This window comes from Pseudomonas sp. LBUM1661 (genome assembly GCF_059695925.1).
Map to the genome: position 1 here is coordinate 5227794 of NZ_CP166794.1, position 18400 is coordinate 5246193.

Here is an 18400-nt window from a genome sequence, read left to right on the forward strand (position 1 = left end):
AAATGGCGTCCCCTAGGGGACTCGAACCCCTGTTACCGCCGTGAAAGGGCGGTGTCCTAGGCCACTAGACGAAGGGGACACGCTAACTGAAACACATGGTGTGTATTTCAGTGCCCAAATCCGTATCCGAAGATACCGGTTCTGGTTTCACTCAGCCCTGCCCGAAAGCAACGCTGTTTAAAATTGGAGCGGGAAACGAGACTCGAACTCGCGACCCCGACCTTGGCAAGGTCGTGCTCTACCAACTGAGCTATTCCCGCATTGGCGTCCCCTAGGGGACTCGAACCCCTGTTACCGCCGTGAAAGGGCGGTGTCCTAGGCCACTAGACGAAGGGGACACACGTACAACATTCACTGCCTACCGCGTTTCGCTGTGTGCTTTACGCTGTAAGTGGCGCGCATTCTATGGATGGATTGAAGGGTCGTCAACCCCCAACTATAAATTTATTTAAATCAATGACTTCGACCTGCTTAAGGTCGCCTTTCCGGGTTTTCCGTCGCCTGATCGTTGACGCCTATATTCTGGCTTGTACCAAGGCGTTATAGTCGACGGCGAGAAGATGATGGCAATCCGACATATATTTGCCAGCATTTATATAAGTACATCGACGGCCGATAACAACAGAGCCACAACCGATTCAACTCGTCGAGCTGTCCTAGGCGCCCCGATGCCAAGCCACTACACTCGCACGCAAACCCAATAAAGAGGTCTTACCGGTGACGCCACTCATGATCACCCTGCTAGTCGTAGCCGGGATCGCACTATTGATCGCCATTGGCTACATGAACCATGTGGTGGAAAACAACAAGCTGGAGAAGGCCCGTACCAAGGTAGAACTCAACGATCGCTTGCGTCGCTGCGGCGAAATCACCGAGACCTTCCCGGGTCAGCTGATGACGCCGGCGCTCAAGCTGCTGTTGACCCGGCTGGAACTGAACGTCTGCCAACGCCTGCTCCACCTGGAAAAAACCAGCGCTAACCTTAAAGCACGCATTGGCGAACTGAACGCGCTGATTGCCCAGGGCGAATCGATCCCGGTCAACAACCCGCCGGCACCGATCCAGACCGAAGCCAAAGCCAAAGACGTTCGTTTCCTGCTCGAAGCCCTGCACGGCCAAATCACCCGCGCCGCACACGACGGCTTCCTGCCAACCAACGAAGCCAAACGCTGGATCCGCGAAGTTCGCCACATCCTGGTACTGCTGCACATCGAATTCTTCAACAACCTCGGCCAGCACTCCCTGCAACAGAACCAGCCCGGCCAGGCACGCCTGGCGTTCGAACGCGGCGTGCAATACCTACGCAAACAGCAGGAACCGCAGGTCTACGCCGAACAGCTCGAATACCTGGAAAAACTCCTGGCCCGCGCCAACGCACAAGTCATGGACAACATTGCGCCAGCCGAAGGCGAAGTGAACCAGTTGACCGAAGGCTTGAAAGACGTCGAGGCCGATGCGGATTGGAAGAAGAAAGTGATTTACGACTGATTCAGAAAATGCAAAAAAGCCACCGAGACGGGTGGCTTTTTTTTACGTTGAGTTTAATGGCGAGTACGCCCAGGAAAGATAAATCGCCTGTCAGGCCGTCATCGCGGGCAAGCCTCGCTCCTACAGAAACTCAGAAGCGGCTTACGCTTTTGCTTCCCACCACTCATCAGGTCGAGCGTTAACTCGCCTGTCGCTTTAGATTTTGATGCACCGCTCCCTCGAGAGGCCGAGTGGAGGTTCTGCGCAGTGGGCAACCCGGCAAGGATGCCGGGTTAGCCGCCCCCGGCCAGGGATGGCCGATGGCGGCGCGCCCACGGAGCAGGACCGGAGCGAGGGCATGCCGAGCCACAGCGAGGCACCGAACGAAAGGGGCAAGAGCCCTTGGTTACTTGGGGCTCTTCCAAGTGACACGCCGTAAGGGCGGAACCAATAGCAGCCGTTACCGCAGGAATGGATATGTACACTCCGTAAAAAACAGTCGACTACCAGGCCGCCATCGCAGGCAAGCCAGCTCCCACATTGGATCGGCGCTCCCCCATAGATCGAGCAAACATCAAAGCCGGAAATGCCCCACCATCCCTTTCAACTCAACCCCCAACTGCGCCAGCTCAATACTGGACGCCGCGTTCCCCTGCATCGCCAGTGAAGACTGATCCGCACTGGCGCGAATACTCGTGACACTGCGATTAATCTCCTCGGCCACCGAACTCTGCTCCTCGGCAGCCGCAGCAATCTGCTGATTCATCTGCTGAATCAACGACACCGCCGCCGCAATACTCCCCAACGCACTCTCGGTCTGCAACGCATCACTCACCGCCAGTTTCACCAACTCGCCGCTGTTCTGAATCTGCTGCACCGACGACTGCGCCGCCGAACGCAAGGCACTGACCAGTCGCTCAATCTCTTCGGTCGATTGCTGCGTCCGCTTAGCCAACGCCCGTACTTCATCGGCCACCACGGCAAACCCCCTGCCCTGCTCACCGGCCCGCGCCGCTTCGATGGCCGCGTTGAGCGCCAACAGGTTGGTCTGTTCAGCCACGCTCTTGATCACGCTGAGCACCGTGCCGATGTTCTGGATTTCCGCACTCAGGCTCTCAATGCTCGAACTGGCCGAAGTCGCCGAGTCTGCCAACTGCTCGATCCGCGCCATGCTCTGGCGTACGACCTGCTGACCACTCTCAACCTTGCCGTCCGCCGTCTGAGCCGCCTGCGCGGCCTCCTCCGCATTACGTGCAACGTCATGCACAGTGGCGGTCATCTGATTCATCGCCGTGGCGACCTGCTCGGTTTCTTCCTTCTGGCTACTGACTTCAAGATTGGTCTGCTCAGTCACCGCCGACAGCGATTGCGCCGAACTGGCCAACTGCTCGATACCCGCCTGCAAGCCGCTGACAATACTGCTCAGCCCCGCGCCCATCTGCTGCATGGCCTGCATCAACTGGCCGATCTCATCACGGCGGGTCACTTCAACGGTCGCACTCAAATCGCCAGAAGCAATCTGCTGGGCGACCCGGATCACGCTGCGCAACGGCGCCACAATCAACCGGGTAATCACCCACGCCGCAATCAGCCCGACCAGTAACGCCAACGCGGAAGAACCGATGATCAGCAGCGAATTCTTTTTCAGCTCCGTCTGCATCGACTGGTCTTCGGCAACGTAGGCCTGATCCACGCGATCCACTACTTGAGCGGCGCGCTGATGCAACTGCTCATAGACGGTCTTTTCCTGCGCCAGCAGCCCGGTGTATTCGGCAAGTTTCTCGCTGAAACCGCGAATGTGCCCGACCACTTCATTGAGGACCGTCTGGTAACCCTCATCCTTGACCGTGGTTTTCAGCTGTTCGGCCTGGGTCAGTGCCTGGTCGGCCTGCTCTATCTTGCCCTGCCCTGCGCTGTCGTCACCCTTGCGGCTCTGGTCCAGGCGCACACGGGCTTCGTTCATGGCCTGCAACATCAGCCGCGACACCTGGCTGACTTGATTGGCTTGCTCAATGAACTGCGCACCGTCCTTGCCCTCGGACTCCTTCAGGGCATAGGCGCCGTCATCGGCCAGTCCGGCCTGGAGCACGTCGAGGTTATTAGCCACGCTGGACACTGACCAACTGGCCATTTCCAGCGCCAGGTCCTTGGCCTGGCTGAGTGAAACGAACTCATCAAAGGCCTTGCGATACGCCCCAAGGGACTGCTCGACGTCATTCATCACCGGCACGTTGGACGCTGACGCAGCCTTGAGTTCATTGGCCAGCGCGATCAGGCCATCAACGCCCTGGCGCAGGGCTTCGGCGGTTTTCGGATTGCCGTGCAAGGCGTATTCCTGCTCGAGCAGGCGTACCTTGAGCAGGCCGCTGTTGAGCGACGACATCTGCTTGAGCCCGTCGAAGCGCTGACTGATGGTTTGCAGGGACCATACGCCGATGGCCGCCACCAGGGCTGTCAACAGCAGCACCAGCACGAACCCTACTCCCAGTTTTTTCGCCATACCGAGGTTGGCAAAACGTCCTTGCACGGCCGAAATCATTGCACTTAGTCCCCTGACATAGTCTGTTGACGCAGATTCGCAACGGGCCTGTATCAACACAAGTCTCTGGCGTCGGAATAATGGCAAAAAGCTACGCCCACGTCGTTTTCAGAACGCTTGAGGTCGATCCAGAGTGGTCGCTTGAAAAAACGCCCGGGCACGCGGATCACAGGCATAGGCCACATTGATACGCTGCCAGTCACTGGGCTCACCGGTGGGACTGAATGCCGTCGCCGAAGACAGCCGGACACCAAAGCGCTGTGCCTGGGTGCGCACCTGAGCGTAGTCGGACATCTGCGATCGCGCCCAAATGAACAACCCGCCGGAAGGCTTGCCGAAGACCTCCCATTCAGCGTCTTCGAGCACTTGCAACGCAGCCTCTCTGTCGGTGTTCAAACGCTGGCGCTGACGCTGCACCAGCTTGCGGTAGGCACCGCTGGCCAACAGATTTGCCAGCACCGACTCACAAAACCGTGAAGCACCCATGCTGCTGATCATTTTGACCTGGGCCAGCCGTGAAATAACCTCGGCACCGGCCACGACAAAGCCGACCCGTAACGAACTGCTGAGGGTTTTGGAGTAGCTGCCGACGTAGATCACATCGTCATCCAGGGCCGCGAGCCGCGTACCAGGGCCGCTATGCAGATCCGCATAGACATCGTTTTCAATCACCAACACGCCATGGGTTCTGGCCAGTTGCAAGATCCTTTGCGCGACCACCGGCGCCAGGCTGCTGCCCGTCGGGTTGTGGTAGAAACTATTGATGAATATCGCGCGTGGGTGGCACCTCAACAACAGCGTTTCGAGCACCTCAACATCCGGTCCGCGTGGGGTTCGCGGCACCTCGAGCATGCTGACGCCGTGCAGCCTGAGCAGATCGAACAGCAGGGAATAACCGGGACTTTCCACCACTACGCAATCACCCGGCTTGAACAACGTTCGCACGATCAGGTCGAGCCCTTGGCTGGCGCCCGCCGTCGTCAGGATGCGACTGTCCTCCACCTCGATATCCAGCGGCTTCAGGCGTTTGACAATCTGCTGGCGCAAGGCTGGCAGGCCCAGCGGTGTGCTGTAGTTGAACAAGCCGGCCATGTCGGTGCGGCTGACCTGACGGATCGCGTAGCTCAGGTCGTCCGTCTCGCGCCAGCTCTCTGGTAATCCGCCACAGCCCAGCTTCAGCTCACCCAGGCGGTCTCGTTGAATCTCATCTGCGCCCTCGAACCACGGGCCCTCCCGCTGTCCGTGAACGCCTTGCACCGGGGCGGCGACCAGGAATCCCGCCCCTTGGCGCGACGCCAACACGCCCTGAGCCACCAGGCGTTCACAGGCTTCAACGACGCTGGACTGACTGAGCAAATTGGTTCGCGCGATTTGCCGTACCGAAGGTAAACGCGTCCCCGGCTGCACCTCGCTGTGATGGAGCCAGCCGGTTAGCGCGTCGACGATTTGCTGTACGACCGGCACCAATGCCTGTCGATCGATTCTCAACTCCATGAGCAAGCAAACTCCTGTTCGTTTTGCGGGAGTCAGTTAATCACAGGAGCGTCCGACAGGATGTGCGACAACGCCGCCAAAACCCTCGGTTCTAACCATTTGAAACACAATGCCGAGGCTTTCCCGGAACCATGAGGCAAATGAAAAACCTGTGGGAGCGAGCCTGCTCGCGATTGCGGCGTGTCAGACAGCATTGATGCCAACTGACACTCCCTCATCGCGAGCAGGCTCGCTCCCACAGGTTCGGGGTTTTCTCTGGGTCGTCTCTGGTTTTAGAACGCTGTAACGCCACCGTCCACGACCAGCGAGTGCCCGGTGGTGAATGCAGCGCCGTCGCTGCACAGGTACAGCACCGCGCTGGCGATTTCCTCGACCTTGCCGATGCGACCGACCGGGTGCATGGCATTGGCGAACTCGGCTTTTTTCGGGTCGGCTTCATAGGCACGGCGGAACATGTCGGTGTCGATCACCGCCGGGCACACCGCGTTCACCCGAATCTTTTTCTTGGCGTATTCGATAGCCGCCGATTTGGTCAGGCCGATCACCGCGTGTTTCGACGCGGCGTAAATGCTCATCTTCGGCGCTGCGCCTAGACCGGCTACCGAAGCAGTGTTGACGATCGCGCCGCCGCCCTGGGCCAGCAACAAGGGCAACTGGTACTTCATGCACAGCCAGACGCCTTTGACGTTGACGCCCATGATCGCGTCGAACTCATCGAGCGTACCGTCGGCCAATTTGCCTTTCTCGATTTCGATGCCGGCGTTGTTGAAGGCATAGTCGAGGCGGCCGTAGGTATTCACCACTTCCTCCATCAGATTTTTTACATCGCTCTCCAGCGTAACGTTGCAACGCACGAAGGTCGCTTCGCCACCGGCCGTGCGAATCAGCGCGACCGTGCCCTCGCCCCCCGCCGTGTCCAGGTCGGCAACCACAACCTTCAAACCTTCGGCAGCGAATGCCAGGGCGGTCGCACGGCCAATACCATTGGCGGCGCCCGTCACTACGGCGACCTGGCCGGAAAACGTCATGCTCATTGTTATGTCCTCGGAGAGAAGAATGCGGGGAATCGCGTGTTCGCAGTCTAGTCACAGGGGCCCATGGCACGGCAGCACTATCAGAAGGCCGGTTGGGCGCCCATGAGTGACAGTGATAGAACCGCCGCCGTGACTATCACCGCACTGGATCGCAGTGCATTCGCCGCATCAGCCAAACTTGCGGCATCGTGCATGAAGGGTTATCAACAAGGCTTCATTCATATTGAGTGCCTGTCATGACTACCCAGACCAATCGCCAGTTCCTGCTCGCCAAACGTCCAGTGGGGGCGGCGACCCGCGAGACCTTTACCTATCAAGAAGTACCGGTCGGCGAGCCGGCGGCGGGTCAGATCCTGGTCAAAAACGAATACCTGTCCCTGGACCCGGCCATGCGTGGCTGGATGAACGAGGGCAAGTCCTACATCCCGCCGGTCGCTATCGGCGAAGTGATGCGCGCGTTGGGTGTAGGCAAAGTCGTGGCCTCGAACAATCCGGGGTTTGCCGTCGGCGACTACGTGAATGGTGCCCTGGGTGTGCAGGATTACTTCCTCGGCGAGCCGCGCGGTTTCTACAAGGTCGATCCGAAACTGGCGCCGCTGCCGCGTTATTTGTCCGCACTGGGCATGACGGGCATGACGGCTTACTTCGCCCTGCTCGATGTCGGCGCGCCCAAGGAAGGTGACACAGTGGTGTTGTCGGGGGCCGCCGGTGCAGTGGGCAGCATTGCCGGGCAAATCGCCAAGCTCAAGGGTTGCCGGGTGGTCGGCATTGCCGGTGGCGCGGACAAGTGTCAGTTCCTGATCGACGAACTGGGCTTTGATGGCGCCATCGACTACAAGAACGAAGACGTCATCGCCGGCCTCAAGCGCGAATGCCCGAAAGGCGTGGACGTGTATTTCGATAACGTCGGCGGCGATATTCTTGACGCGGTGCTGAGCCGCCTGAACATGAAGGCACGGGTGGTGATTTGCGGCGCCATCAGCCAGTACAACAACAAGGAAGCGGTCAAAGGCCCGGCCAACTACTTATCGCTGCTGGTCAATCGCGCGCGGATGGAAGGTTTCGTGGTGATGGATTACGCCGCACAGTTCGCCGCCGCCGGGCAGGAAATGGCCGGCTGGATGGCCAAGGGACAGCTCAAGAGCAAGGAAGATATTGTTGAAGGACTGGAAACGTTCCCGGAGACGCTGATGAAACTGTTCAGCGGCGAGAATTTCGGGAAGTTGGTGTTGAAGGTTTAACGCTTTAACTGACTCAATCAAAACCCTGTGGGAGCGGGCTTGCCCGCGATGAGGGCGTGTCAGTCAGCATCAATGTTGACTGATACCCCGCTATCGCGGGCAAGCCCGCTCCCACAGGTTTGGCGGTGTTTAGGCGAGTTCGGCGACCACGTCGGCCAATGCCTTGGCCGGATCAGCCGCCTGGCTGATCGGACGGCCGATCACCAGATAGTCGGAACCGGCATCCAGCGCCTGACGCGGGGTCAGAATACGGCGCTGATCGTCCTGGGCGCTGCCCGCTGGACGAATCCCCGGAGTCACCAGTTGCAGCGACGGGTGAGCCGATTTCAGGGCCTGGGCTTCCAGGGCCGAGCACACCAGACCGTCCATCCCGGCCTTTTCTGCCAATGCGGCCAGACGCAGCACTTGCTCCTGCGGCTCGATATCCAGACCGATACCCGCCAGATCTTCACGTTCCATGCTGGTCAGCACGGTCACGCCGATCAACAGCGGTTTGGGGCCGGTACGCTGGTCGAGCACTTCGCGGCACGCGGCCATCATGCGCAGGCCACCGGAGCAATGCACGTTGACCATCCACACGCCCATTTCCGCAGCGGCCTTGACGGCCATGGCGGTGGTGTTCGGGATGTCGTGGAACTTGAGGTCCAGGAACACTTCGAAACCCTTGTCGCGCAACGTGCCGACGATTTCCGAGGCGCAGCTGGTGAACAGCTCTTTACCGACTTTGACCCGGCACAGTGTCGGGTCCAACTGGTCGGCCAGCTTCAGTGCGGCGTCACGGGTGGGAAAATCCAGGGCGACGATGATAGGAGTCTGGCAGACGGACATGTGCGGGCTCTCAGGCAGGACGAAATCGGCGCGCATTGTAGCGGAACCAACGGCGCTGCGGGACCCGATGATCGGTAAATCGTCCCGAAGGCTCAGGCAAGACTAGCCTTTTCGGCAATTGTGTCGAGCTTGATACCGAGACGACACGCCTGCAACATCCTTCATCGCTACCCTCGGCCGCCGCAACACGTCCTTACAGCACTTCCCGCCTCCGGGCCGGACGCCTATGCTGAAGCCACAACCTCGCAGCCCATCTTTGTGGTTGGCAGCCTACCTGGCAGATGAACGCACGCATGCACAGCACCCAAGCCCCCTTGAACGACGATCAAAAAGCGCCCGGCGACGACAAACGCTGGAGCATTCGCGCCCTGATCGTCGACGATGACGTCCCGATCCGCGAACTGATGATCGACTACCTGGCCCGGTTCAACATCCACGCCAGCGGCGTCACCGACGGCGCGGCCATGCGTGTGGCCATGCAGGCGGAACACTTCGACGTGGTGGTGCTCGACCTGATGCTGCCCGGCGAAGACGGTCTGTCGCTGTGCCGCTGGCTGCGCGCCGAGTCGGACATTCCGATCCTGATGCTCACGGCCCGCTGCGAACCCACAGACCGGATCATCGGTCTGGAACTGGGCGCCGACGATTACATGGCCAAGCCGTTCGAGCCGCGAGAACTGGTGGCGCGGATTCAGACCATTCTGCGGCGAGTGCGCGACGACCGTACTGAGCAGCGGGCGAACATTCGCTTCGACAACTGGCGCCTGAACAGCGTGCTGCGCCAATTGATCGCCGCCGATGGCCTGGTGGTGCCGCTGTCCAACGCCGAATTCCGTTTGCTCTGGGTGTTCATCGAACGTCCGCGCCGTGTACTCAGCCGCGAGCAATTGCTGGACGCCGCTCGCGGTCGTTCGATCGAAGCCTTCGATCGCAGCATCGACCTGCTGGTCTCGCGCCTGCGCCAGAAACTCGGGGATGACCCCAAGGCCCCCCAGTTGATCAAGACCGTTCGCGGTGAGGGTTACCTGTTCGACGCCCGAGACATCGGCTGATGCGTGCGCGCTTCGATACGCTGTTCGGCCGCCTGTTTGGCGTATTGCTGGCGGCGATTATCCTGGCGCACCTGTTGGCGTTTGCCTGGTTTCACCATTACGGTCCGCCACCGCCGCCTCCGCCACCGGAGTTTTCCGAGGGCATCGAAGGTGAGCGCCCACCGCTGGACCCGCGTTTCGAAAACCGGCCGCCGCGCCCATGGTTCGGCGGGCCCTTGGTGCCGCTGACGTTTCAATTGGTCTCGCTGATCATTGCCGCCTGGTACGGCGCCAAACTGTTGAGCCGGCCGATCCAGCGACTGAGCGATGCGGCCGAGCGCTTGAGTGAAAACCTCGACAGCCCGCCGCTGGATGAGTCCGGTCCACGGGAAGCCCGGCAAGCGGCGTACACCTTCAACTTGATGCAGAAGCGCATTATCGAACAAGTGCAGCAGCGCTCGCGAATGCTCGGCGCCGTCTCCCACGACTTGCGCACGCCGCTGTCGCGGCTCAAGTTGCGGCTGGAACAGATCGACGACGACAAGCTGCAAGGCCAGATGCGCCAGGATCTGGACGACATGATCAGCATGCTCGACGCCACCCTCACCTACTTGCACGAACAGCGCACCAGCGAAGCGCGACAGTGGATGGATGTGCAGGCGCTGGTCGAATCCCTGAGCGAAAACGCCCAGGACCAGGGCGCCGACGTCCAGGCCAGCGGCCACTGCGCACCGCTGCAAGTGCAGCCGATGGCGTTGCGCTCGTGCATCAACAACCTGCTGGACAACGCCTTGCGGTATGCAGGGCAAGCGCTGATCACGCTCGAAGACCATCGCGAACACCTGGTGATCCGGGTCATAGACCAGGGGCCGGGTATTGCGGCGGATAAGCGTGAAGCGGTGTTTGAACCGTTCTTCCGACTGGAAGGTTCGCGCAATCGCAATTCCGGTGGCGTCGGGCTGGGGATGACCATTGCCCGCGAGGCGGCGGAACGGCTGGGCGGTCAGTTGAGTCTGGAAGAAACGCCCGGTGGTGGGTTGACGGCAGTGATCCGCCTACCCCGCACCTGATCAATAAGCAAATCCCTGTGGGAGCGAGCCTGCTCGCGATGGCGGTCTGTCAGTCAGTCACATTGATGTTGAATGTACCGCCGTCTTCGCGAGCAGGCTCGCTCCCACATTAGTTCCGGGCCTGACCCTTGCTGAAATCAGTCAGCAGGCTGTAGGCCACGGCCAGCAAGGTCGGGCCGATGAACAAGCCGATAAATCCGAACGCAATCAACCCGCCGAACACGCCCAGCAGCACGATCACCAACGGCAAATTCCCACCGCGACTGATGAGGTAGGGTTTCAGCACGTTGTCGACGCCACTGATGATGAACATTCCCCAGACCCCGAGGAACACCGCCATCCCGTATTCGCCCTTCCAGGCCAGCCACGCCGTGGCCGGAATCCATACCAGTGGTGGGCCCATGGGAATCAGGCTGAGCATGAACGTCACGATGCCCAGCACCAACGCCCCCGGTACTCCGGCGATCAAGAACCCGATCAACGCCAGAACCGCCTGGGCCGCCGCCGTGCCGATCACCCCGTTGACCACCCGCTGGACCGTCCCCGCCACCAACTCGATGTAGTAACCGGCGCGGTCACCTATCAGCCGTTCCAGCAAATCATGAACAAACGCCGCCAATCGCGGCCCGTCGCGGTAGAAAAAGAACACGAAGACAATGCTCAGCGTCAGTTCGAGAATCCCGCCGCCAATTTGCGCACTGCGCGCCAGCAACCAGTTACCGACCTGGCCCAGATAGGGTTTGACCGCCACCATCAGCGCCGCACCCTGCTGGTCGATGCTGTTCCAGATGCCTGCCAAGCGCTCGCCGACCAAGGGAATACTGCCCAGCCAGGCCGGCGCCTCAGGCACGCCATCGACCTGCACATCCTTGATGAAGGCCGTCGCATCGCGCACATGGTCCGCCAGGTTGAACCCCAGCCACACCAGCGGCACGGCCACCAGCAACATCCAGCCCAGCGTCAGCAATGCCGCCGCCAGGGATTCACGGCCATTGAGCCAGCGGGTCAGTAAACGCATCAGCGGCCAACTGGCGAACGCCAGCACGGCGCCCCAGAACAACGCCGACCAGAACGGCGCCATCACCCAGAAGCTCGCGCCAAACAGCACCAGGAGCAGGATCTGCACCAACAGCCGATCGTTATTGATCATCCCAGTCTCGTAAAAAGTCAGTCGGCAAAAGAGTCGGCGAACGCGGCTGGCGCGTTCGCCCGGTACAGCTTATCGCAACAGCTCGATGTGCAGGCCAGAGCCTTCGACGCTACCCGTTTCCATCCGCGCCGCCCGTACGCCCTGCCCGATCAGCGCCTGACGCCAGGCTTCGGCCTTGGCCCCGGACACACTGACCCGCAACGTGGTGTCCAGGTTCAAGCCGCGAGAAATCAAACGCAGCCAGGTGTCGTCGGGATCGGCACTCAGTTTGGGAAAATCGAGTTCACCGGTGCTTTTAAGCTCTCGCAACAGCGTCGCCGAGGTCGGCAGCAAATCGCCCAGCGGCGCGGCGGCGTCGAATTGTTCGACATGCAGATAGGCTTTGCGATTGCCACGAGTAATGCTGTAAAGCGCGACCAGCGTGTTGTCCTGTGGCGCGGCCAGTCGCAGCAGCAAGTAGGCCTGCTGATCATCGGCGCCATAGAGCTTGGCGTTGCTGAATACTTCATTGGCCCACAGGCTGCTTTCGCCGCAATCGCGGGCCTGACACCAGAACAGTAGCTGCGCGCCCTGCTTTTGCAGGGCTTCACGGGCAGCCGTGAAGGCTTCGTTGGAGGAATGTTCCGGCGGCAGCTCGTAGGTCACCGAAGTGGTTTGCCCACGGGCGCTGACCTGACCGTCGAAGCGCAACTGGCCACTGATCTTGCGGATCGAACCCAGCGGGTAGATCCGCTCAAGCTCGGCGACCGGGCGATAGTCGACGATCTGCGCATCGGCCATACGCGGCACGATCGGCAAGTCCTGACTGCCCGGGACATCGGCGGCAAACAACAAGGGACTGAAACAACACAGCGCCAGCAGACTGAGTGAACGCATGGATAGGCTCATCGGATCAGCATGGCCTGGGCACCCTTGACGACGCTGGCATCGTCGATGCGTTCAGGTATCAGCAAACCACGCTGTACCGCCGGGCGCGCTTCCATAGTCGCCATCCAGCGCTGCAAGGCCGGCAAGCCGTCCACCTCGACACCGGACCACTCATGGCCACGTACCCACGGGAACGTGGCGATGTCGGCAATGCTGTACTCGCCGCCGAGAAACTCCACGTCTTGCAGGCGCGTGTCGAGCACTTCATAGAGGCGACGGGTTTCATGCTGATAGCGGTCGATGGCGCCCTGGAGCTTTTCCGGGAAATAGCGGAAAAACACGTTGGCCTGGCCTTGCATCGGGCCGATGCCGCCCATCTGGAACATCAGCCACTGCAACACCACCGAGCGCCCCTTGGGGTCTTTGGGCAAGAGTTGCCCGCTCAGTTCTGCCAGATAAACAAGAATGGCGCCGGATTCGAACACGGCGAAATCACCGTTGGCGCGGTCGACAATTGCCGGAATCCGGCCATTGGGATTGATCTTGAGGAAGTCCGCGGACTTCTGTTCCTTTTTGTCGAAACTCAAGGCATGCACCGTGTAGGGCAGGCCGAGTTCCTCGAGCACGATAGAGACCTTGTGGCCATTCGGGGTCGCAGCGGTGTAGAGATCTATCATGGTTGTCTCCCATTTCAACCCGCCCAGCCTCGACAGTTGCCCGGCGCAAGTCAAGGAACGGCGAAGAACCGATTGAAACAGTCTGCGACAAGGTCGGCACCGGGTTCGTCATTCAGGTGCAAATGATGGCCGCCAGGCAGCTGTTCACGGCTAAAGGGTAGACGTTCCAGCAACTCGGGATGTTTGGCGAGCATGCCGTCGGCGGCAACCACCAACAACGCCGGACAACTGACCCGCTGGACGAAGGCCATGGCCTGTTCAGTGGTCAGACGCAGCGGCGATGGCAGCGTGAGGCGGTTGTCGGTGCGCCAGGTGTAACCGCCCGGCACTGGCATCAAGCCACGCTGGGCCAGCAGTTCGGCGGCTTCGCGACTGACCGCCACCAGACCTTTCATCCGGGCTTCGATGGCGCGGTCGAGGGTGTTGTAGACCGGTTTGCGTTTTTCCCGCAGGTCCAGCTGCGCCTGCAGGGCCATACCCATGCGCTCGGCAGCATTTTCGCCTTTGTCGGTAGGAGGAATGATGCCGTCGATCAACGCCAGATGCGTGACACGCTCGGGCATCGACCCGGCGATGATCAAGGATGCGATCGCGCCCATGGAGTGCCCCAGCAACGCAAACTTCTTCAGTCCGAGCTGCTCGGCGACTTGCAGCACGTCATGGGCATAGTCCCACATCGCGTAGCCAGCGCCGGTCGGCCGATGCCCAGAGTGACCGTGACCGGCCATGTCCAGGGCAATGATGCGCAAGCCTTTGAGCTTCGGCGCCAGCCGGGCGAAGCTGTTGGCGTTGTCCAGCCAGCCATGCAAGGCAATCACCGGCAAACCGTCTTCGGGACCGAACAGATGCGCGGCCAATTCGATGTGCGGCAGGCTCAGGCGGACTTCTTCGACGACGTTGCTCATGCGCAATCCTGTTGGCGACGACCTTCCCAGCGGCTGAACAGATTCTTCAGCAGCGCGGCGGTGTCTTGCGGACGTTCGAGGGGAAACATGTGGCCGCCGGGCATGGTCAGGGACTCGCCCAGCGGCATGCGCCCGACAGCGCTTGCGTGATGGCGCATGACCACCCGGCTCTTGTGCCCGCGAACCACCGCCAGCGGCACTTTCAATTGCCGTGCACGGCCAGGGCTGGTGTGGGGCACGCCACGGTAGATGCTGATTTCCGTGGCTGGGTCGAAACGCAGGCGCAATTTGTCGCCGACCTGGTGCAGACCGTGTTGCAGGTAGGCGTCAAAACACTCCGGGTCGAAACCGCGAAACAGGGTTTTCCCGGCGAAATAGCGCCGGGCGCTTTCGATGTCGGCGAACTCTTCCCGGCGGCCCAACGTACGGCCGGCGGGCGTCAACTTGTCGATGAAACCAAAACGCTTGGCGGCACGGATCACCCATTGATCGGCGCGGGTCAGCACCGGCGAATCGAGCATCACCACACCGCGATAGAGTTCGGGGCAACGCAATGCCGCGTGCAGGTGCAATACGCCGCCAAAGGAGTGGCCGACACCCCACACCGGTTCCGGTTGTTGCTTGAGGTGATGAATCAGCTCGTCGACCAGGTTGTACCAGTTGTCGTCCGCCGGGAAACGCGGGTCGTGGGCGTGCTGTTGCAGATGCGCGACCTGATACTCGGGCGCCAGCGCCGCGAACAACTTGCCGTAGGTGCCCGAAGGAAAGCCATTGGCGTGGGCGAAAAATATCTGCTGCGACATACCGGTCGATCCATCAACGAAAACAAGGGTTGATTGTCTGTAAGACAGCGTCCGGGAGCAATGACCGTAACTGCCAGGAAGGATGACAGTCCGGTCAGCGTGATGCTGCTACACGGGATTGTGTTAGCGGGCGGGAGGGGTTTCACCCAACGGCACTACCGCCATGGTCAATCGCGACACGCAACTGGCCTTGCCCTCGTCGCTGGTCAAACGGATATCCCAGACGTGCGTCGTGCGACCAATGTGAATCGGCCTGGCCACCGCCGTGACCCGTCCACTGCGCAAGCCGCGCAAATGGTTGGCGTTGATTTCCAGGCCCACGCAGTAGAACTTGCTGGCGTCGATGCACAGGTAACTGGCCATGGAACCGACGGACTCGGCCAGCACCACCGAGGCGCCGCCGTGCAGCAAACCGTAAGGCTGGTGCGTGCGGTGGTCGATGACCATGCTCGCGGTCAGGGACTCTTCGTCGAAGGCTTCAAAGCGAATATCCAGCACTTCGCCGATGGTGTTTTTCTGGATTGCGTTCAACTGCTCGATGTTGGGAGTGGTACGCCACAGACTCATCGTTGCTTTCCTTTGTCGATTTTATTCGTGACTCAATCCTGCCACAGCACCGCTTCACTGCGCTCGCTCCATTCTTCGAAGCGGGCGCCGTAAGTGGCTTCGATCACGTTGCGTTTGATTTTCAGGGTCGGTGTGAGGAAGCCGTTTTCCACCGCCCAACTGTCCTTGACCACCACCAGACGCCGCAAGCGCTCGTGTTTGTCGAGCACGCCGTTGACCTCCTCCAGCAATTTTTCCAGGCTCGAATGCAAACTCGCGCGCGCCGTCCCGCCCGCGTCCTGCTGACCGACCGCCGAGAGCACGCACAACCCCAGCGGCGCACTCAAACCATCGCCGACCACGCACACTTGCTCGATCCGCGAATGCACTGCCAGGCGATTTTCGATCGGGGCCGGGGCCACGTACTTGCCTTTGCTGGTCTTGAAGATCTCCTTCAGGCGCCCGGTCAGGCGCAGGTTGCCTTCGGCGTCTTCCTCGCCCTTGTCACCGGTGCGCAGGAAGCCGTCCTCGGTGATGGTTTCAGCGGTTTTCCCGGGTTCCTTGAAATACCCGAGCATGGTCGCGCCGCTGCGCACCAGCACCTCCCCCGTATCGGCGATCCGCACTTCGACCTCCGGGCAGGGCTTGCCGATCCAGCCGGGTTTGTTCTGGCCCGGCAGGCAAATGTGCGAGTAGCCGCAGCTTTCGGTCATGCCATACACCTCCAGCACATCCAGCCCCAATTTGCGGTACCACAGCAGCAAGGTCTGCGGCACTGGCGCCGCGCCGGACAGGGCGATGCGCAAGGCATCGAGCCCAAGACCGGCAAGGACTTTGTGCCCGACCCGCTTGCCGATGAAGGGCAGGCCGAGCAGGAAGTCGAGGCGTTTTGCCGGAATCTTGCTGTAGACGCCCATCTGGAATTTGGTCCAGATGCGCGGTACGCCGAACAGCGCGGTCGGTCGCGCACGGCGTAAATCGGTGAGAAAGGTATCGAGGCTCTCGGCGAAGAACACCGTTTGGCCGGTGTAGATCGATGCCATCTCGACGAACATCCGCTCGGCGACGTGGCACAGCGGCAGGTAGGACAGCAGTCGATCCGACTCATTGAGGCCGAACAACTGGGTGCCCCGCGTGCTGGCAAACCCCAGATTGCCGAAACTGTGCATCACGCCTTTGGGCAGGCCGGTGGTGCCGGAGGTGTAGATGATGGTCGCCAGCTGATCGGCGCCGGGTTTGGGATCGTCCTGGATCGGTGAGCTGCGTTGCAGGTCGGCCCAGCTGTAATTGAAAGTACCTTGCGGGTGCAGCGGCAGGCTGATGGTAGGCAGATCCGGATTGACCCCGCGCGACATGCCCGGCCAGTCGTCGAGTTTGCCGATGAACGCCAGCGCCGCTTCGGAGTGTTCCAGCACCTGGGCCACGGACTCGGCGGTGAGGTTCGGGTAAAGCGGCACCGAGACATGCCCGGCCATCCAGATCGCCAGGTCGGCGATGATCCAGTGGGCGCAGTTTTTAGAGATCAGGGCGATGTGACTGCCTTGCGGCAATTCCCGGGCCCGCAGCCAGTGCGCAGCGCAGCGGGCCTGATGGCCGACGTCGCCCCAGGTCAGGGTTTCGACTTGTCCGCCGCCCATCGGCTGGACCAGAAAGCGCTGGCGCGGATGACGGGCCTCACGCTCGTAGAAGACGTCCAGCGGCAAACGAAAAGCAGCAGGCATGCGACTCGCTCCTTTGTTTTTGGTCTGGAGCAAGCGTAGTCAACCAAGCGGTTGCTTGGTTGACTATTTCACACAAAAATATCAGGTCCGAAGCAGAACCTGTGGGAGCCGGGCTTGCCCGCGATGCAGGCACCGCGGTTTATCAAAGAGGCCGAAGCGATGCCATCGCGGGCAAGCCACGCTCCCACAACAGCCCGATCCCGACAAATATTACGGGTGTTTGATGCCGTTGAGCTTCATCGCCCCGGCCAGCGGCAGATCGCCTTCCAGCTCCGCCAGGCCGGCGGTGGCCACCCTTTCCGGATCCTGCACATGGCCGTGCTGCAGGTAACCCAGCAGATTGCCCACCAGCGGGTTATGACTGACCAGCAAGGCGCGGTCCACCGACACCAACTGCTCCGAGACCACTTGCGGGCTGTAATCCGGGGTCAGCCATTCAACCGTACGGATCTCCGGCGCGAACCCCAGCGCCTCACGCACCAGCTGTGCGGTCTGCTGCGCTCGCCGGTAAGGGCTGGCATAGATCGCCGTAATCGGTTTCCCGATCAGTTCGGCGGCGGTGCGCAGGACTTCTTCACGACCGTGGGCAGTCAGTTCCCGTTCGGAGTCTGCGCGTGTGCCGTGTGGCTCGGCTTCACCATGACGTAATACCCAGAGTTTCATAGTTTCGGTTCCTCATCTCGGGCCGGATGCGGGGCTGGCGCCACCACGTGCGGCGCTTCGCCTTCCGGTGTACGCGGCGTCGGCCAGTCGGCGAACGGCCAGGGTTTCTGGTCGCTGTGAAACGTGCCGAATCGACCGATCTGCGCCAGATACTGGCTCAGGCTGTCGCCGAAGTTCATCAGGCTGGCGCTCGGGGCGCCATAGAACAAACGATAGATCAACTGCACCAGCACCACCGCGCCGAGGATGAATTGCGCCACTTGCCAGACCAGCAAGAAGACGATCATCCACAACACCCGTAGCAGGATGGATTCGTACTTGGCTTCCACTTTCGGATCGTTCATGTCTCGCTCCCTGCCTCTGT

The 18400-nt window shown here is 60.8% G+C and carries 17 protein-coding genes, 3 tRNA genes and 1 pseudogene; 4 read left to right on the forward strand and 17 right to left on the reverse strand.

Translation table 11 applies throughout. The features are described 5' to 3' along the window. Positions 1 to 3 precede the first annotated feature (3 nt). The 3 genes from ACA057_RS23920 to ACA057_RS23930 form a co-directional block, all read right to left on the reverse strand. Positions 4 to 79 (reverse strand) — tRNA-Glu (locus tag ACA057_RS23920). Between the two features lie 105 nt (positions 80 to 184). Continuing rightward, positions 185 to 260: transfer RNA gene (locus tag ACA057_RS23925), tRNA-Gly, on the reverse strand. A gap of 2 nt (positions 261 to 262) precedes the next feature. Then, positions 263 to 338 (reverse strand) — tRNA-Glu (locus ACA057_RS23930). A gap of 391 nt (positions 339 to 729) precedes the next feature. Here ACA057_RS23930 and ACA057_RS23935 point away from each other — a divergent pair. Next, the gene (locus ACA057_RS23935; protein WP_497342884.1) at positions 730 to 1488 is read left to right on the forward strand and encodes a hypothetical protein; all 759 of its coding nucleotides are present in this window, start codon (positions 730 to 732) and stop codon (positions 1486 to 1488) included. A 553-nt stretch (positions 1489 to 2041) separates the two neighbouring features. Here the strand turns inward: ACA057_RS23935 and ACA057_RS23940 are convergent. The 4 genes and pseudogenes from ACA057_RS23940 to ACA057_RS23955 form a co-directional block, all read right to left on the reverse strand. After that, positions 2042 to 2923, reverse strand: a complete 882-nt coding sequence (locus tag ACA057_RS23940) for a methyl-accepting chemotaxis protein (RefSeq protein WP_371317146.1) — start codon at positions 2921 to 2923, stop codon at positions 2042 to 2044. Continuing rightward, a pseudogene (locus ACA057_RS23945) lies at positions 2903 to 4006 on the reverse strand (HAMP domain-containing protein); the annotation flags it as partial. The gene ACA057_RS23940 and the pseudogene ACA057_RS23945, both read right to left, overlap by 21 nt. A gap of 108 nt (positions 4007 to 4114) precedes the next feature. Beyond that, positions 4115 to 5500, reverse strand: a complete 1386-nt coding sequence (locus ACA057_RS23950) for an aminotransferase-like domain-containing protein (protein ID WP_497342886.1) — start codon at positions 5498 to 5500, stop codon at positions 4115 to 4117. Between the two features lie 272 nt (positions 5501 to 5772). Then, positions 5773 to 6534, reverse strand: coding sequence for an SDR family oxidoreductase (locus ACA057_RS23955; protein ID WP_497342888.1), 762 nt, complete (start codon positions 6532 to 6534; stop codon positions 5773 to 5775). A gap of 236 nt (positions 6535 to 6770) precedes the next feature. Between ACA057_RS23955 and ACA057_RS23960 the strand changes: the two genes are divergently transcribed. Next, positions 6771 to 7775, forward strand: a complete 1005-nt coding sequence (locus tag ACA057_RS23960; RefSeq protein WP_497342890.1) for an NADP-dependent oxidoreductase — start codon at positions 6771 to 6773, stop codon at positions 7773 to 7775. A gap of 129 nt (positions 7776 to 7904) precedes the next feature. Here ACA057_RS23960 and pyrF read toward each other — a convergent pair whose 3' ends face one another. After that, a complete protein-coding gene (pyrF, locus tag ACA057_RS23965; protein WP_497342892.1) occupies positions 7905 to 8603 on the reverse strand; it encodes an orotidine-5'-phosphate decarboxylase in 699 nt (232 codons plus the stop codon). Positions 8604 to 8896: 293 nt separating this feature from the next. Between pyrF and ACA057_RS23970 the strand changes: the two genes are divergently transcribed. Together ACA057_RS23970 and ACA057_RS23975 are read left to right on the forward strand one after the other, a co-directional pair. Next, positions 8897 to 9655, forward strand: coding sequence for a response regulator (locus tag ACA057_RS23970; protein ID WP_059406902.1), 759 nt, complete (start codon positions 8897 to 8899; stop codon positions 9653 to 9655). After that, entirely contained in the window at positions 9655 to 10704 is a 1050-nt protein-coding gene (locus ACA057_RS23975; protein ID WP_497342894.1) for a sensor histidine kinase, read from the forward strand. Before ACA057_RS23970 ends, ACA057_RS23975 begins: the two co-directional genes overlap by 1 nt. Positions 10705 to 10813: 109 nt before the next feature. Here the strand turns inward: ACA057_RS23975 and ACA057_RS23980 are convergent, their stop codons facing one another. The 9 genes from ACA057_RS23980 to ACA057_RS24020 all read right to left on the reverse strand — a co-directional run bounded on the left by ACA057_RS23980 (position 10814) and on the right by ACA057_RS24020 (position 18380). Then, a complete protein-coding gene (locus ACA057_RS23980) occupies positions 10814 to 11854 on the reverse strand; it encodes an AI-2E family transporter (RefSeq protein ID WP_497342896.1) in 1041 nt (346 codons plus the stop codon). Positions 11855 to 11923: 69 nt separating this feature from the next. Beyond that, complete coding sequence (locus tag ACA057_RS23985) at positions 11924 to 12730, reverse strand: DUF4892 domain-containing protein (RefSeq protein ID WP_497342898.1); 807 nt, start codon at positions 12728 to 12730, stop codon at positions 11924 to 11926. An 8-nt stretch (positions 12731 to 12738) separates the two neighbouring features. Next, a complete protein-coding gene (locus ACA057_RS23990; RefSeq protein ID WP_497342900.1) occupies positions 12739 to 13398 on the reverse strand; it encodes a glutathione S-transferase family protein in 660 nt (219 codons plus the stop codon). Positions 13399 to 13448: 50 nt separating this feature from the next. Then, positions 13449 to 14303 carry an alpha/beta hydrolase gene (locus ACA057_RS23995; RefSeq protein WP_497342902.1) on the reverse strand — a complete coding sequence of 285 codons (855 nt, stop codon included), beginning with the start codon at positions 14301 to 14303 and terminating at the stop codon, positions 13449 to 13451. Further along, positions 14300 to 15106 carry an alpha/beta fold hydrolase gene (locus ACA057_RS24000; protein ID WP_497342904.1) on the reverse strand — a complete coding sequence of 269 codons (807 nt, stop codon included), beginning with the start codon at positions 15104 to 15106 and terminating at the stop codon, positions 14300 to 14302. Before ACA057_RS24000 ends, ACA057_RS23995 begins: the two co-directional genes overlap by 4 nt. A gap of 123 nt (positions 15107 to 15229) precedes the next feature. Then, positions 15230 to 15673 carry a hotdog fold thioesterase gene (locus tag ACA057_RS24005; protein WP_497342906.1) on the reverse strand — a complete coding sequence of 148 codons (444 nt, stop codon included), beginning with the start codon at positions 15671 to 15673 and terminating at the stop codon, positions 15230 to 15232. Positions 15674 to 15705: 32 nt separating this feature from the next. Continuing rightward, positions 15706 to 17373, reverse strand: a complete 1668-nt coding sequence (locus ACA057_RS24010; protein WP_497342908.1) for an AMP-binding protein — start codon at positions 17371 to 17373, stop codon at positions 15706 to 15708. A gap of 210 nt (positions 17374 to 17583) precedes the next feature. After that, positions 17584 to 18036: a phosphohistidine phosphatase SixA gene (gene sixA / locus ACA057_RS24015; RefSeq protein ID WP_497342910.1), complete on the reverse strand. Its 453-nt coding sequence runs from the start codon at positions 18034 to 18036 to the stop codon at positions 17584 to 17586. Further along, on the reverse strand, positions 18033 to 18380 hold the full coding sequence (locus tag ACA057_RS24020) for a DUF4389 domain-containing protein (RefSeq protein WP_497342912.1): 348 nt from the start codon (positions 18378 to 18380) through the stop codon (positions 18033 to 18035). The genes sixA and ACA057_RS24020 overlap by 4 nt, the downstream gene beginning before the upstream one ends. Positions 18381 to 18400 lie beyond the last annotated feature (20 nt).

Bases quoted from the DNA above. Each gene is read 5' to 3' on its own strand.
- ACA057_RS23935 (WP_497342884.1), top strand. From the start codon at position 730: ATGATCACCCTGCTAGTCGTAGCCGGGATCGCACTATTGATCGCCATT.
- ACA057_RS23940 (WP_371317146.1), bottom strand. From the start codon at position 2,923: ATGCAGGCCATGCAGCAGATGGGCGCGGGGCTGAGCAGTATTGTCAGC.
- ACA057_RS23950 (WP_497342886.1), bottom strand. From the start codon at position 5,500: ATGGAGTTGAGAATCGATCGACAGGCATTGGTGCCGGTCGTACAGCAA.
- ACA057_RS23955 (WP_497342888.1), bottom strand. From the start codon at position 6,534: ATGAGCATGACGTTTTCCGGCCAGGTCGCCGTAGTGACGGGCGCCGCC.
- ACA057_RS23960 (WP_497342890.1), top strand. From the start codon at position 6,771: ATGACTACCCAGACCAATCGCCAGTTCCTGCTCGCCAAACGTCCAGTG.
- pyrF (WP_497342892.1), bottom strand. From the start codon at position 8,603: ATGTCCGTCTGCCAGACTCCTATCATCGTCGCCCTGGATTTTCCCACC.
- ACA057_RS23970 (WP_059406902.1), top strand. From the start codon at position 8,897: ATGCACAGCACCCAAGCCCCCTTGAACGACGATCAAAAAGCGCCCGGC.
- ACA057_RS23975 (WP_497342894.1), top strand. From the start codon at position 9,655: ATGCGTGCGCGCTTCGATACGCTGTTCGGCCGCCTGTTTGGCGTATTG.
- ACA057_RS23980 (WP_497342896.1), bottom strand. From the start codon at position 11,854: ATGATCAATAACGATCGGCTGTTGGTGCAGATCCTGCTCCTGGTGCTG.
- ACA057_RS23985 (WP_497342898.1), bottom strand. From the start codon at position 12,730: ATGCGTTCACTCAGTCTGCTGGCGCTGTGTTGTTTCAGTCCCTTGTTG.
- ACA057_RS23990 (WP_497342900.1), bottom strand. From the start codon at position 13,398: ATGATAGATCTCTACACCGCTGCGACCCCGAATGGCCACAAGGTCTCT.
- ACA057_RS23995 (WP_497342902.1), bottom strand. From the start codon at position 14,303: ATGAGCAACGTCGTCGAAGAAGTCCGCCTGAGCCTGCCGCACATCGAA.
- ACA057_RS24000 (WP_497342904.1), bottom strand. From the start codon at position 15,106: ATGTCGCAGCAGATATTTTTCGCCCACGCCAATGGCTTTCCTTCGGGC.
- ACA057_RS24005 (WP_497342906.1), bottom strand. From the start codon at position 15,673: ATGAGTCTGTGGCGTACCACTCCCAACATCGAGCAGTTGAACGCAATC.
- ACA057_RS24010 (WP_497342908.1), bottom strand. From the start codon at position 17,373: ATGCCTGCTGCTTTTCGTTTGCCGCTGGACGTCTTCTACGAGCGTGAG.
- sixA (WP_497342910.1), bottom strand. From the start codon at position 18,036: ATGAAACTCTGGGTATTACGTCATGGTGAAGCCGAGCCACACGGCACA.
- ACA057_RS24020 (WP_497342912.1), bottom strand. From the start codon at position 18,380: ATGAACGATCCGAAAGTGGAAGCCAAGTACGAATCCATCCTGCTACGG.